Source organism: Dokdonia sp., assembly GCF_039945015.1.
Taxonomy (GTDB): Bacteria; Bacteroidota; Bacteroidia; order Flavobacteriales; family Flavobacteriaceae; genus Dokdonia.
Genome location: NZ_JBDUXP010000026.1, coordinates 63,412 through 77,812, shown reverse-complemented (window position 1 = coordinate 77,812; position 14,401 = coordinate 63,412). Strand labels below are relative to the sequence as shown.

Below are 14,401 nucleotides of genomic sequence, written 5' to 3'. Positions count from 1 at the left end.
ACGCTTTCGCGAAAGCGTATACACAAACACCCTCAATGTATATTGGAAAAAGTAATCCTATTCTGGTTTAGACGAGACCTACGCCTAGAAGATAATACCGCATTTACAAAAGCATTACAACAAGGAATCCCTGTGCTTCCTATTTTTATTTTTGACAAAAATATTCTCGATAAATTACCTGAAAATGATGCACGAGTTCCTTTTATTTTTGAGACGCTTCAACAAATGCGTAACACACTTCGAGGTAATTATAATAGTTCAATAGGTTTATATTACGGTAGTCCAGAAGCTGTTTTCAAAAAATTATGTACACAATATGATGTACAAGGTGTTTATGCAAATCACGATTATGAGCCCTATGCATTACAAAGAGATCTTGACATAAAAGAACAATTACAAGAGCAAGACATTTTGTTACACACCTATAAGGATCAAGTCATTTTTGAAAAAAATGAGATTGTGAAAAATGATGGTCTTCCTTATGTCGTATACACGCCTTATAAAAATAAATGGAAAGAGCGCTTTAATCCTGAATTACATCTTATAGATCATTCTCCATTAATAAGTCTAGGAAATCTTATAGATGACAGTCGTTTACCCAACCTCACTTTAGAAGATATGGGATTTAAAGAATCAGTGATTAAAGTCCCTCCGTATACTGTTACAGAAGAACTCATAGAAAATTATGAAGCTACGCGTAATTTTCCTGCCATAGAGAATGGAACTTCTAGATTGGGACCTCATCTTCGTTTTGGGACAGTAAGCATACGCCAAATGGCAAAAAAAGCCATTGCCCAAGAGAATGAAATCTTTTGGAACGAACTTATATGGCGAGAGTTTTTCATGCAAATTCTTTGGCATTTCCCACATACAAAAGACAAGGCTTTTAAACCTAAATACGATCGTATCGAGTGGCGTAACAATGAAGAAGAATTTAAAAAATGGTGCGACGGTCAGACAGGATATGCTTTTGTAGATGCAGGCATGCGAGAATTAAATACGACAGGATTTATGCATAATCGCGTGCGTATGCTTGTTGCCAGTTTCTTATGTAAACATTTATTGATAGACTGGCGATGGGGTGAGGCCTATTTTGCAGAAAAATTACTGGATTATGATATGAGTGCCAATGTAGGAAACTGGCAATGGGCTGCTGGTTCTGGAGTAGATGCAGCGCCTTATTTTAGAATCTTTAATCCTATGACACAGATCGAGAAGTTTGATAAACAAAAAGAATATATCAATACGTGGGTTCCAGAACTACAAGAACTCACCTACCCTCCTATGATGGTCGATCATAAAATGGCGCGTGAACGTTGTTTGAAAGTGTATAAAGAAGCAGTGAGCTGATACGATGTTATTAAATGTTTAAAAAAATGTATTTTTAGAGGGTATTGATTTTTATTCAATAAAATCAATATTAACCTCAATAAGGGATCATAGATGATAAAACTATTCAAGCGAAACAAAATCAATATCAATTCTATTTCTATACCCAGTTTTGATTGGAATAAAGATAATGATGAACGTCATTTTAAACAATGGACTAACGTAGAACAAGGAATATCTTTATCAGTAAATTTTTTTGATAAAAAACCAGATCTCCCAACTATAAAAAATGCACAAGTAATGAGAGATTTTTACCGTGAAAGAATCTCTGCAAATAATGGAGGGCTCATTCAAATTGATATTATAGATTTAAAAGGACATCCTACTCTTAAATCAATTTTTAAATTTCCTCAACAACCTGTAGGAATGGCTTATTTATCCTCACTGATTATCCCATTTGAGAATTATAGTTATGTGATCAAGGTACAGGCTACAGAAGTTGGGATTTCTGGAATGAGAGATAATACAATTGCTATGATACTTTTAAATCAAGGAAAAATAACAACCGGAGATCAAGGATATGAAGGATGGACCAGTGATCCTTATAATCCTGGTATAAAAGAAGGTGTATTAATGAACATATCTGAAGAAGAACAATATGACACTGACTTTCCAAATCATCCATTAAGTTTACTAAGATCATCTCTACGACAAATTGAATCTGAAATTAGTTTTGGAAAAGAATTAGAAAAAACACAGAAATTCAAGCAATAGAATATGAATGTGCATTTTACATATCCTCAATTAACATACGTCTTGAGTCTAGCAGATATGATGATACCAAAAGATAATTAATACTACTTCTCTAGTAGATCATATAAACAATCCAGAGCTTTATCTAAAAGGATATAAAGAGATAGAGATGGTAGGTTAGTACAAATAAATCAATCCGATATCTATTCATTACAATCTAAAAAATGTACTTTTAGAGGCAGCTTTATAAAAATGAAACAACAGCTCTATTTTTAGATACTAGTTGTAACACATTAGAAAATCTACCTATGAGTAAACCAAAAATCGAAATCCCTGTAGAAAAACTGGAACTCTATAACAGCCTTATTGGAGACAATCCAAAAATTGAAAGAAAAGGAAAAACAACTCCGTATACTTCTATAAACGGACATATGTTTTCTTTTTTATCTAAAGATGGGACTATGGGATTACGACTTTCAGAAAAAGATAGAGGCGGCTTTATTCAACATTTTAAGAGTCAATTAATGGAACAACACGGACGGGTTATGAAGGAATATGTTAAAGTACCAAATGATCTATTACAAGATACAGAACAGCTATCTGAATACCTCCAAAAAAGTTTGAACTATGTTTCTGAATTAAAACCAAAACCTACTAAGAAGTAAAAATGAAAGTAATTTTTAAAAATATTAAAATGAATTTTAAAGTTTCAAAATCTATTTTTACAATACTCTCTATATTTCTAATACTTTCCTGCGGTTCAAGTAATGATGATGTAGATCCTATAGTAGAAGAAATGGAGGAGGAAATGGAAATAGAGGAAGAAATTGATGAAGACAACAATTCAAATCCTGGATTAGTCAGATCAATAGATGATGGTTTTAAAATCACCTATGAATATGATGGTGATAAATTAATCACGGCATCTGGAAATGACCCAGATAGAACTATTAATAATGCGTATACATACAATAATGATGGAAATATCACATCCAAATACCTTACTGAGTATCAAGATCCTGGGATGAGTTATGAAATCTCATACATTTATGAATATAATACAGACGGGACATTAATTCGATTTGGCGATGATACTCATGGAGAATATGCCACCCTATCCTATCAAAACAATCAAATAATTGCTGATTTTGGTTCTTCTGTTCAAGTAATTATCGAATTAGATCAATTAGGAAGAGTCGTTAGATTAGAAACTAGTAATCTTTATAAGATCTTCACATATGACTCTCAAGGAAATTTGATTTTAAATGAAGAATTTAATAGCGATACAGATGAACTAACAAAAACCTACCAATATACATACAGTACAGACTCCAATCCCTTTTTTAATCAATTACAATCTATATACCTACCCGAGTTTATATATAGGTTTTGGGGAAGTGGTTGGTCATTTAGTGATAGTATTTATTATGATTTCCCATACCTTCCTAATAATCTAACTGCTATAACATTTAATAACGGAGCACCAAGTACATTTGCATATACTAGTAATTCTGACAATCAAATTACTTCTGTAATAGAAAATGATCCATCAGATGGATCTACTAGAAATTACGACATTACATATTATTAAAATCACTAAATAGTTAATCTATATCATGATAGAAGCTATTACCTAATTACTCCTAGCTTTTCCTTATCTTAGAAGCCATCATTAACTCAAGCTTCTTATGAAACACTTTTACCTTATTGTGTGCGCACTTCTCATCTCTTTTGGGGCAACGGCACAAAAATTATCAAAAAACAAAAAAGCGGTCATTGCTTCTGTTGAAAAACACGAACAAGCGCTTATCGAAATTTCAGATAATATCTGGGCATTAGCCGAAACAGCTTTTGAAGAAACACAGTCCAGTAAAATTCTTGCAGACTATGCTGAGAAACAAGGATTCAAAGTAGAAAGAGGTGTCGCTGGTATGCCTACTGCTTTTGTTGCTACCTACGGTTCTGGAAGTCCTGTAATTAGTGTACTAGGAGAATTTGATGCCTTACCAGGTATTTCTCAAAAAGCACAACCTACCAAAGCATCTCTCAATGAAGGCGCTGCTGGACACGGTTGTGGTCACAACCTTTTTGGTGCAGCAAGCCTTGGTTCTGCTATTGCTATTAAAGAACTTATAGAAGCAGGAAAAATAAAAGGAACCGTAAAGTTTATGGGAACACCTTCTGAAGAAAAATTCTTTGGTAAAATCTGGATGGTACGTGAAGGCCTCTGGAATGATGTAGATGCAAATGTATCTTGGCATCCATCGGCGTCTACAAAAGCAGATGTACAAAGTTCACTAGCGCTTGTCGATTTTAAAATTGAATTTTTCGGACAAGCAGCACATGCAAGCGCAGATCCTTGGAATGGGCGTAGTGCCTCTGATGCTTTAGAAATCTATACCACTGGAATAAACTATTATAGAGAACACGTAAAACCTACAGTACGTATGCATTATCACATACAGGATGGAGGTCAAGTAGTAAATGTTGTTCCTGATTACTCTAGATTATGGATGCGTGTACGTGATACCAAACGTGAGGGAATGATGCCAGTATATGAACGTGTACAAAAAATGGCAGAAGGTGCTGCAATTATGGCAAACGTAGATTATAAAGTATCTCTTATCTCTGGTATTTATGAAGTACTCGTCAATAGATCAGGAGGACAAGCCATGCAAAATAACTTAGAATTATTAGGTCCTATCACCTATACTCCAGAAGAAGAAGCTTTTGGAAAAAAAATCCAAGAAGTCACTGGAAAACCTCAAGTAGGAATGGATAGTAATATCAACCCATTGGAGGATACCAAAGAGCATCCAGGTGGAGGAAGTACAGATGTAGGTGATGTAAGTTGGAATGTTCCAAACATCAACCTTGGTGTAACAACCGCTCCCAAAGACACGCCTTGGCACTCATGGGCAGTAGTTGCCTGCGGTGGTATGTCTATAGGTCATAAAGGAATGGTCTATGCGAGTAAAGCGATGGGAATGACCATGCTTGATTTATTTGAAAATCCTACCCTTTTACAAGAAGTAAAAGATGAATATAAAGAACGTAAAGGTGATGCCGTTTATGAAGCCATTGTGCCTCCAGGACCACCACCAATCAACGGAAATTAAAAATCTCACATTTAAAACTACACACAATCATTATGAAACATAAATTACTAGCCCTTGCAGGGATTATTCTTTTTTCCGCTTTCGCGAAAGCGCAAGTAACATTTACAGATGCTTCAAACCTTCTAGAAAATGAAGATCTATTTGGAGGAGTCGCCCTTGCTGTCGTAGATATGAATGATGACAAACTAGATGACATTGTACGATTAAACAATGGAATTAGTTTAGAAATAGAGTACCAACAAACAAATGGAACCTTTGAACGATTGGTGATCGGTAATGTTGGAAGCCCATGGGGTATTTCTATTGCCGATGTAGACGAAAATGGATTTAATGATATTATTGTAGGAGGTTCTTATGATGGTATTAGACTTGTCAAAGCAAATAATGACGGAACTGCCTTTACGGTAGAAATGTTAGGAGGTCCAAATATTTTTGTTCAAAACACCAATTTTGCAGATATTAATAATGATGGTGCAATCGACTACTTCGCGTGTCACGATGATGGAATTTCTTCTCCTTATAGAAATAATGGAAATGGTGCATTTACGTATGATCTTGATATGATCAATGCAGTAACTGCTGGTGATTCTGACAACTCAGGAAACTACGGGTCTATCTGGACAGATTATGACAATGATGGGGATCTTGATCTTTTTATCTCAAAATGTAGATTACAAGCAGCTGGAAACCCTAATGATCCACGTCGCTTAAATGTATTATATCAAAATGATGGTTCAAATAACTTTACAGAAGTTGCCGATATTGCTGGACTTCGTCCTTTGACTCAAACATGGGCGACTAATTTTGAAGATATTGATAATGATGGTGATTTTGATGCAGTCATGATAAATCACGATGTAAGAAGTCAAATTTATGAAAATAATGGTGATGCTACCTTTACAGACATTACAACAGATTCTGGAGTTGCTGGAGCTCTTAACTCATTAGGATTAGGCATCCAGGTCATGATGGAGGATTATGATAATGATACATTTATTGATATTATTCTAACCACTAGAAATGGAAACCATCTACTGCTTTTAAATGATGGAGATAATACATTTACTTCAGTTTCAAACCCTTTTCCTTCTGACAATCAAATACAAAGTGCTGCTGTAGGTGATTTAAATAATGATGGTTTTATAGATCTTATTGCTGGATATGCAAGTGGTTTTAATAATCCGTCTGGAATCGTAGACCGAGTGTTTATGAATGATGGAAACGACAACAACTGGAGTAAAATTGATTTAGAAGGTGTAGAGAGTAATAGCAATGGTATCGGAGCTCGCATAGAGATTCAAGGTGCTTGGGGATCGCAAGTACGTGAAGTACGTGCAGGAGAAAGCTATGGAACTCAAAACTCACTACTTACTCATTTCGGACTTGGTACTGCCACTACAATAGATGTTATTACTGTAAGTTGGCCATCTGGAATTGTAGATATTGTAAATGTTGTAGATGGTAACCAAACGTTAACAATACGGGAAGGAGAAGGTTTATTAAGTATAGATGATGTATCTAATGTATCAGAAATCTCTACTTTATTTCCTAATCCAACTTCTACTGTCATAAACTTTACAATGAATAGTACTACAGATGTATCTACGATGTATGTATATGATATTGTAGGTAGACAAGTTCTTACACAAAATCCAAGTGCAACTAGAGATCAATCTATTGATGTATCTCAGTTAACAGCTGGAGTATACTTTGTTTCTGTAGGAGACACCGTAAAGAAATTCATCAAAAAATAAATGAATAAACTATCCTTTTTTATCTTGCTCATAAGCAGTATCTATACTTCTTATGGGCAAGAAAAAGATAGCAAAATGAAATTCTCTATTGATCATTATGCTATTAATGTAACTGACTTAGACCGTAGTGTAAATTTTTATCAAAGCATCTTTGGAATAGAAGAAATATATGATGGTACAGAAAAAGATCATATTAAATGGTTTAGACTTGGGAAACATCAAGAGTTACATATTATTTCTGTAAAAAACCTAGAGCTTACTATTCCAAAAGGAGTACATATAGCACTTACAACAGCAGACGTATCATTGTTTATAAGACATCTAAACACATTAGATATTCCTTATTATGATTGGCCAGGGAAAAAGAACGCGGTATCTATCCGACCAGATCGTATAGAACAGATCTATATTCAAGACCCTGATGGATATTGGATTGAAATTAATGATGGAGAAAAACGTTATAACTAATTATTTATGAGTCAACAACAATCTGCATCAAACTTAAAAGCTTTTATAAGAACGATATACTTCCTTCACTATGGGATCATGCTAAGTTTAGCTGTTTTTTCAGGATATGCAATCTATTCATCAAGACGGTTAGGGTCTTTATCTTTTACTCAACAACCTATGGAATTTATAATTCCGTTATCATTGATTGGAGCCATCATTTTAGGAAAGTTTCTGACGAAACTTATTTTAAATAACAATAAAAAACCTAAAACCTTATTACAGAAATTAGGATTATATCAAACAACACATCTTATTCGTATTGCTACTGTAGAAGGTGTTGGGTTATTTGCAGCGCTCACATACCTTACTACCAATAATCTATTCTTTCTTTTGATCGCAGGATTAGCTATGATCTTATTAATTATGATGATCCCGTCAAAAGATAAAATAGAACGTGCGATTACTTTAACTCCAGAAGATGAAGTACACTTCCGCAATCCTGAAAAAAAATTTGATTCTTAAATAAGACTACTATTTAATGATTAGCTTAAAAGATTCAATATTATTTTGAGTTTCTACTTTCAAAATATAAAAACCAGAAGATAAACCTTGTACATTAAGTTGTGTAGAGACACCTTCCATCGAAGAACTCAACACTTTTTCTCCTATTGTATTATATAAAGTAAGATTTCCTTCTATAGGGTTTTTAGCATCCAAAAAGAATGTACCATTAGAATTTACTGGATTAGGATATAGACGAAAGTTATTTGTAGCTACTGCTTCTTCTACATTAAGAGCTTCACCTTCTACAATTGTCAAAGACAGATTAGCATCTATATTTTCATAATAATCTACGTGACCACTTAGCCAAGTAACTTCTATAAAATCTATTACTGTAGCGTCACCTAGCCCAAAAAATTCATAGGCACTATTTTGTCCTAAATATCCTTCTCCACAAAGTGTATAATGATACTGTTCTTGACCTCCTGCACTTATGCGAATCCAAGAACCTATGCCCATACGATTACTCTCGGTCCCTTCTAATTTAACTTTTAGCCAATTATTATTTTGAGGAGTTTCATTTTTCCAAAGGTAAATTTCTTCAAATGCATTATTCATTACTATAATTTCTGGATAACCATCATTATCTACATCTCCCATTGCGTTAGAATAGCTACTCCCATTATCCCCATCAAATCCAGCTGTCTCCGGAATCAAGAAAGTGCCATCACCTTGATTTTCATAAAAAGCAGCTTCAAGAAACTCACTCTGATCACTTATATTTCCGCTAACGTATAAATCATGATCGGTATCATTATCTGCATCTAGGAATACAGCGCCCCAACCTACACTGTCAAATCGGGTTCCATTTTCTTCTGCAATATTTGTAAAAGTACCATCACCATTATTACGTAAAAAAGCATTTCCTACGACTCCAGTATCATTTTCTGGAGGGTAAAAATTTGTCACATAAATATCTAACCATCCATCATTATTATAATCATCTATCGTAGTAGACATAGCTCCCATATAAAGATCTGTCCCAGTAGCTACTCCTACACTCTCAAAAGTTCCATCTCCATTATTATGATATAATAAATTAGGAGTAAAGAATTTATCGTTGGCTATATAAATATCTTGAAAACCATCTTTATCATAATCAAAAAAAGCACTACAAAAAGATAAAAAACCTGTAAGATGTAAACCAGCCTCTTCTGTTACATTTGTAAAAGTACCATCACCATTATTTTTATATAACATATTAAAATCAACCTGGTTAGGATCTCGTACACTTAAGAATACATCTAAAAAACTATCATTATTATAGTCTCCCCAAGATGCGCCAAAGAAATCATAAACAGTGCTCGGTATCCCACTACTTTCACTCACTTCGGTATATACTCCATCTCCATCATTACGATAAAGGCGGCACTTACTTTGATCACTTGCTGAAAAAAAATCTGCATCTCCATCATTATCATAATCTACCCAATTAACTTGCTTTGCTTGTTCTCCTCCATTAGAAATCCCTAAATCATCTTCAACAAAATAACCCCCTTCATTTCTCAAGAATTTGTGATTATTATCCTGTGCTGCAGCTAGCGTAATATCATCTAGGCCATCTCCATTATAATCATAAAAAGAAATACCTGCACCTAGAATATATCCTTCAAATGCGATATCTGCACCAAGCGCTGCAGATTCGTTTTCAAAATAAGATTGTGCATAAAAATTAGAACAACATATCAAACTGACGAAAGAGAGTAGTATTTTCTTCATACCTTGAGTTTAGAACTGGTAAGTTAATAAATTTCCTTTGAATAGGAATACGAGCTCTTTTAACAACGCCAGACACAGGTGATTTTGCTTACGCGACTACATAAATAAGCTTCTAGAACGCTTTGAACTTACGATACTATTACCTAGCCATCAAATCGATGTCTTTGAGGTTTTCTATACGATTGCGTTTTAAGAAATCATCAATGGTTTCGAAGTGCTCAATAACCCGTTTTTCTTTAAACTCAAATACTTTTTTAGAAAGACCTCTTAAGAAATCACGGTCGTGAGATACTAAGATAAGTGTCCCATCAAAATTTTGTAATGCTTCTTTCAATACATCTTTGGATTTTATATCAAGGTGATTGGTAGGCTCATCGAGTATCAATAGATTCACAGGTTCTAGTAATAGTTTTACCATCGCAAGTCGTGTCTTTTCTCCTCCAGAAAGGACGCTTACTTTTTTATCGATATCATCCCCAGCAAACATAAAACGTCCTAATATGTTTTTAATTTGTGTACGAACATCTCCTTTTGCCACCTCATCTACAGTTTGAAAAACAGTAAGATCTGGATCTAGTAATGCAGCTTGGTTTTGAGCAAAGTACCCAACTTTTACATTATGTCCTAACTCACACTCCCCTTCATACTCAATCTCTCCCATAATAGCTTTGATCATGGTAGACTTCCCTTCTCCATTACGACCTACAAACGATACTTTTTCGCCTCGAGCGATAGACATATTTGCATCTTTAAAAACCACATGATCATCATAAGTTTTTGTCAAGCCTTCTACTTTTACAGGGTAATCTCCAGAACGCATCGCTGGTGGAAATCTAAGTTTTAAAGAAGATGTATCAATCTCATCTATTTCTATAATTTCTAATTTTTCAAGCATACGCTCACGAGAGGATACTTGATTTGTTTTAGAATACGTTCCTTTAAAACGCTCTATAAATGCCATATTATCGGCGATGAATTTTTGTTGTTCTTGGTATGCTTTTATTTGGTGTGAGCGACGGTCTGCTCGTAGTTCTAGATAATGAGAATAATTTGCTTTATAATCATAGATACGTCCCATCGTAACCTCAATCGTTCGATTTGTAATGTTATCTATAAAGGCCTTATCGTGAGAAATTACAATAACCGCTTTTGCTTTATTTAACAAGAAATCTTCTAGCCAGATTACAGATTCGATATCCACGTGATTGGTAGGTTCATCTAGAAGGATAAGATCTGGTTTTTTAAGTAAGATTTTGGCAAGCTCAATACGCATACGCCATCCCCCACTAAACTCACCTGTGGGTCTATTAAAATCACTTCTTTTAAATCCTAAACCTCGTAATGCCTTCTCTACCTCTTCTTCATAATTGGTATCTTCTATTGCATAAAACTTCTCTCCAAGATCAGATACTTTTGTAATGATATCCATATAGGCATCAGATTCATAATCGGTACGGGTTTCTAATTCCTTATTAAGGCGATCCATCTCCTCCTTCATTTCAAATATCTGAGCAAATGCTTTGGATGCTTCTTCCATCACCGTACAATCATCGTCTGTAAGCAAATGTTGTGGTAAATAAGCAATCACAGCATCTTTAGGAGTTCGTACATGGCCGCGCGTTCCTTTTTGAACACCTGCAATGATTTTCATCATTGTAGATTTTCCTGCGCCATTTTTTCCCATTAAGGCAATTTTATCTTGCTCATTAATAGAGAATGACACATTACTAAACAAGGTATCTCCACTAAACTCTACGGCTAAATTATCTACTGCAATCATGTACTTATTTTAAGGATGCAAAAATAGGCAAAAGAGTCACAGGTTCTTACATATAGCCCTTCCAACTTTTCATATAAGAATGCCATAACTAGTAATCACATAAAATAAAAAAATCAATGAATTCATTGAAAAAAAATAAGGCTTTAAACTACTCATAAAAAGACATTTAGCTACAATTTAGAACAAAGAGCCATACTACTTTTGACACATCAAATAGAAAAACTATTAATAGTTATCCATGTTAAACTTTAATTCAAACATTATGAAAATCATTAAACTTACCATTGTATTATTTCTTGCATTTACATGTATTGGACATGCTCAAAAAAACAAAACGAGATCTGTAGATCAAGCATTGAACATACTTCTTGCAGATTATGCTAAAGTGAGTAGTGTAAAAGCAATTACGCTAAAAGACTATAAAAGATATTTAGCTAAAAACAATCTTAATGCAAAAAGTATGAAGATTAAAAAAGTAGTCGCACTCACCTATTACACTAAGAAAAAACAGATACAAACCATCTATATTATTAAGAGATTAAAAGGGATGTCTTTTAGTGGACCGTCATGTAATTTTAATAATGATATTGTTGCGGGAGATATTAAAGCGCTATGTGATAATTCTGGAGAAGAATGCGTGATCATTACTGATGAATGTGTTCTTGATGATTGTTCTTTTGTATGTGTTATATCAAACAGTTGTGACGAAGATGGAGAATCTTACCCTGATTGTTGCGCTGATGGAAGTTGCGCTGACGGTGATGGAATAAAAGGAGATCTATCAACACCTTTAGAAACACTTATGGGGTAATCTAACCTCTAGAGAAGTAAAAAATAATTACTCAATAATGAGAGGTATCTACACGATGCCTCTCATTATTTGTTTGTACCAATTACTCCCTCCCGATACTATCTACTTCTTTAAGGAGTGTTGGAAAACGATACTCGCCATGCATTTCTTGAATATGAGATGCAGCTTCTTGTAGTGATAATCCTTTTGAAGTAATATACAATGGCTTCTTACTATCGCCTCGAAATACAGGCATTTTTAACGCATTGATCTTTGCAAAATTATTTTTGGCAACACCAATAATTGGAATTTTCTGATCTAAGGCTTCATATAAGTACCCGCCTAATCCTAAGGCACCTTCATCATCAAGTACCACAAAACCATCAACTACAATCACGTCTATAACCGTAAGGTCAATTTGTTTTAAAAGGCTCAGAATACAAGGAAGTTCTCTCTTGTAAAATGCTCCAGATTCGTAAGCAGCGATGCCCATTAGTGTTTCGTTATACACATGATTTGGCACTTCATCTGTCCAATGTTTAAACTGGACAGCTACCGTTTTTGCTTTTTCTTCAAAATAATGGGTATCAAAGGCGAGAATCATAATCGTATACTATCTACATTCATAGTACTGGAATGTTTTTTTTATACGCTTTCGCGAAAGCGTATACAGAATTTATAAATAACAAAGCATCTAATTTCCCACATCCTAGCCTTCTCTCAAAGGAGATGGAATAGTTCTAAAATAATATCATTTTTAAAAATAGAGTAACACTCTAAATTAGAGTATTACTCTATTTTAAGTCTATGTTCTTTTATCTTTTGAAAATCTATGCTGTTCTAATAATTTTTGCTCCGATAGCTCGAAGTCGTTCATCTATATTTTCATAACCACGATCGATTTGCTCGATATTATGAATAATAGATGTTCCCTTTGCACTTAATGCTGCTATAAGTAACGAGATTCCAGCTCGGATATCTGGAGATACCATCGTGGTTGCTTTAAGCATAGACTTAAAGTCATGTCCTATAATCGTAGCACGATGCGGATCACAAAGAATAATTTTTGCTCCCATATCTATTAACTTATCGGTAAAGAACAAACGGCTTTCAAACATCTTTTGATGTACCATTACTTCTCCTTTAGCTTGTGTTGCTACGACAAGAATAATACTTAATAAATCTGGGGTAAATCCTGGCCAAGGAGCATCTGCAATGGTCATAAAAGAACCATCAATATAGCTCTCTATTTGGTATCCATCTGTATGTGCAGGAATGTAGATATCATCTCCTTTACGTTCAAGACTTATTCCTAGTTTTCTAAATGTATTTGGAATCACACCTAAGTCATCCCAACTCACGTTCTTAATTGTTATTTCGCTCTGTGTCATGGCGGCAAGTCCAATCCAAGAACCTATCTCAATCATATCTGGAAGAATACGATGCTCACAACCTCCTAAAGCCTCTACACCTTCTATATGAAGCATATTAGACCCTACACCAGTAATCTTTGCGCCCATGCTATTAAGCATCTTACAAAGCTGTTGTAAATATGGTTCGCAAGCTGCATTATAAATGGTGGTCTTTCCTTTTGCAAGAACAGCTGCCATCACAATATTTGCCGTACCAGTAACCGAAGCTTCATCAAGAAGCATATACGTTCCTGTAAGTCCGTTTGGGGCTTCTACACCATAAAAACGTTCTTCTCTATTGTATCTAAAATCTGCGCCAAGCTTAATAAAACCTTCAAAATGCGTGTCTAGTCTACGACGACCAATTTTATCTCCTCCTGGGCGTGGAATATATCCTTTTCCAAAACGAGCAAGTAAAGGGCCTACAATCATAATAGATCCTCTTAAACCACTTCCTTCTTCTTTAAAAAGTTCACTTTCTAAATAATCAAGTTGAAGTGCATCACTTTTAAATGTATAAGATCCTTTTCCTAGTTTTTGAATTTTTACACCTAAATTCCCTAAAATATGTATCAGTTTATTGACATCTCTTATATCAGGAATATTATTAATAGTTACTTTCTCGGGAGTCAGTAATACAGCACATAAAATTTGTAATGCTTCGTTTTTTGCTCCTTGTGGTTGGATTTCGCCTTTAAGTTGGTGGCCTCCTTCTATTTGAAATGTACCCATGT

At 34.5% G+C, this 14,401-nt stretch carries 13 protein-coding genes; 9 read left to right on the top strand and 4 right to left on the bottom strand.

Features of this window, described 5'->3' with window-relative positions:
* Nucleotides 1–39: 39 nt before the first annotated feature.
* The 8 genes from ABJD27_RS19090 (at nucleotide 40) to ABJD27_RS19055 (ending at nucleotide 7,927) form a co-directional block, all read left to right on the top strand.
* Nucleotides 40–1,350 carry a deoxyribodipyrimidine photo-lyase gene (locus tag ABJD27_RS19090; protein WP_348172029.1) on the top strand — a complete coding sequence of 437 codons (1,311 nt, stop codon included), beginning with the start codon at nucleotides 40–42 and terminating at the stop codon, nucleotides 1,348–1,350.
* A gap of 93 nt (nucleotides 1,351–1,443) precedes the next feature.
* Complete coding sequence (locus ABJD27_RS19085; RefSeq protein WP_348171858.1) at nucleotides 1,444–2,103, top strand: hypothetical protein; 660 nt, start codon at nucleotides 1,444–1,446, stop codon at nucleotides 2,101–2,103.
* Between the two features lie 287 nt (nucleotides 2,104–2,390).
* Nucleotides 2,391–2,747: a hypothetical protein gene (locus tag ABJD27_RS19080; RefSeq protein ID WP_348171861.1), complete on the top strand. Its 357-nt coding sequence runs from the start codon at nucleotides 2,391–2,393 to the stop codon at nucleotides 2,745–2,747.
* Nucleotides 2,748–2,776: 29 nt separating this feature from the next.
* Nucleotides 2,777–3,673, top strand: a complete 897-nt coding sequence (locus ABJD27_RS19075) for a hypothetical protein (RefSeq protein ID WP_348171864.1) — start codon at nucleotides 2,777–2,779, stop codon at nucleotides 3,671–3,673.
* A gap of 97 nt (nucleotides 3,674–3,770) precedes the next feature.
* Nucleotides 3,771–5,201, top strand: a complete 1,431-nt coding sequence (locus ABJD27_RS19070; RefSeq protein WP_348171867.1) for an amidohydrolase — start codon at nucleotides 3,771–3,773, stop codon at nucleotides 5,199–5,201.
* Nucleotides 5,202–5,233: 32 nt separating this feature from the next.
* On the top strand, nucleotides 5,234–6,955 hold the full coding sequence (locus ABJD27_RS19065; RefSeq protein WP_348171869.1) for an FG-GAP-like repeat-containing protein: 1,722 nt from the start codon (nucleotides 5,234–5,236) through the stop codon (nucleotides 6,953–6,955).
* Nucleotides 6,956–7,423 (top strand): VOC family protein, encoded by a 468-nt coding sequence (locus tag ABJD27_RS19060; protein ID WP_348171872.1) that lies wholly within the window; start codon nucleotides 6,956–6,958, stop codon nucleotides 7,421–7,423. It abuts the gene before it with no gap.
* 6 nt (nucleotides 7,424–7,429) lie between these two features.
* Nucleotides 7,430–7,927 carry a hypothetical protein gene (locus ABJD27_RS19055; RefSeq protein WP_348171875.1) on the top strand — a complete coding sequence of 166 codons (498 nt, stop codon included), beginning with the start codon at nucleotides 7,430–7,432 and terminating at the stop codon, nucleotides 7,925–7,927.
* 9 nt (nucleotides 7,928–7,936) lie between these two features.
* On the opposite strand, the gene ABJD27_RS19050 is transcribed toward ABJD27_RS19055, so the two are convergent.
* On the bottom strand, nucleotides 7,937–9,685 hold the full coding sequence (locus ABJD27_RS19050; protein WP_348171878.1) for an FG-GAP-like repeat-containing protein: 1,749 nt from the start codon (nucleotides 9,683–9,685) through the stop codon (nucleotides 7,937–7,939).
* Between the two features lie 139 nt (nucleotides 9,686–9,824).
* On the bottom strand, nucleotides 9,825–11,465 hold the full coding sequence (locus tag ABJD27_RS19045) for an ABC-F family ATP-binding cassette domain-containing protein (protein ID WP_348171881.1): 1,641 nt from the start codon (nucleotides 11,463–11,465) through the stop codon (nucleotides 9,825–9,827).
* A gap of 262 nt (nucleotides 11,466–11,727) precedes the next feature.
* Between ABJD27_RS19045 and ABJD27_RS19040 the strand changes: the two genes are divergently transcribed.
* The gene (locus tag ABJD27_RS19040) at nucleotides 11,728–12,276 is read left to right on the top strand and encodes a hypothetical protein (RefSeq protein ID WP_348171883.1); all 549 of its coding nucleotides are present in this window, start codon (nucleotides 11,728–11,730) and stop codon (nucleotides 12,274–12,276) included.
* 82 nt (nucleotides 12,277–12,358) lie between these two features.
* On the opposite strand, the gene ABJD27_RS19035 is transcribed toward ABJD27_RS19040, so the two are convergent.
* Both ABJD27_RS19035 and murA read right to left on the bottom strand, forming a co-directional pair.
* Nucleotides 12,359–12,859, bottom strand: a complete 501-nt coding sequence (locus ABJD27_RS19035; protein ID WP_348171886.1) for an endonuclease V — start codon at nucleotides 12,857–12,859, stop codon at nucleotides 12,359–12,361.
* A gap of 226 nt (nucleotides 12,860–13,085) precedes the next feature.
* Complete coding sequence (murA, locus tag ABJD27_RS19030; protein ID WP_348171888.1) at nucleotides 13,086–14,399, bottom strand: UDP-N-acetylglucosamine 1-carboxyvinyltransferase; 1,314 nt, start codon at nucleotides 14,397–14,399, stop codon at nucleotides 13,086–13,088.
* Nucleotides 14,400–14,401 lie beyond the last annotated feature (2 nt).

Excerpts from the sequence above, each read along its gene's own strand:
- murA (WP_348171888.1), bottom strand. The coding sequence starts at position 14,399 with ATGGGTACATTTCAAATAGAAGGAGGCCACCAACTTAAAGGCGAAATC.
- ABJD27_RS19055 (WP_348171875.1), top strand. The coding sequence starts at position 7,430 with ATGAGTCAACAACAATCTGCATCAAACTTAAAAGCTTTTATAAGAACG.
- ABJD27_RS19040 (WP_348171883.1), top strand. The coding sequence starts at position 11,728 with ATGAAAATCATTAAACTTACCATTGTATTATTTCTTGCATTTACATGT.
- ABJD27_RS19075 (WP_348171864.1), top strand. The coding sequence starts at position 2,777 with ATGAATTTTAAAGTTTCAAAATCTATTTTTACAATACTCTCTATATTT.
- ABJD27_RS19050 (WP_348171878.1), bottom strand. The coding sequence starts at position 9,685 with ATGAAGAAAATACTACTCTCTTTCGTCAGTTTGATATGTTGTTCTAAT.
- ABJD27_RS19045 (WP_348171881.1), bottom strand. The coding sequence starts at position 11,465 with ATGATTGCAGTAGATAATTTAGCCGTAGAGTTTAGTGGAGATACCTTG.
- ABJD27_RS19065 (WP_348171869.1), top strand. The coding sequence starts at position 5,234 with ATGAAACATAAATTACTAGCCCTTGCAGGGATTATTCTTTTTTCCGCT.
- ABJD27_RS19060 (WP_348171872.1), top strand. The coding sequence starts at position 6,956 with ATGAATAAACTATCCTTTTTTATCTTGCTCATAAGCAGTATCTATACT.
- ABJD27_RS19085 (WP_348171858.1), top strand. The coding sequence starts at position 1,444 with ATGATAAAACTATTCAAGCGAAACAAAATCAATATCAATTCTATTTCT.
- ABJD27_RS19035 (WP_348171886.1), bottom strand. The coding sequence starts at position 12,859 with ATGATTCTCGCCTTTGATACCCATTATTTTGAAGAAAAAGCAAAAACG.
- ABJD27_RS19070 (WP_348171867.1), top strand. The coding sequence starts at position 3,771 with ATGAAACACTTTTACCTTATTGTGTGCGCACTTCTCATCTCTTTTGGG.
- ABJD27_RS19080 (WP_348171861.1), top strand. The coding sequence starts at position 2,391 with ATGAGTAAACCAAAAATCGAAATCCCTGTAGAAAAACTGGAACTCTAT.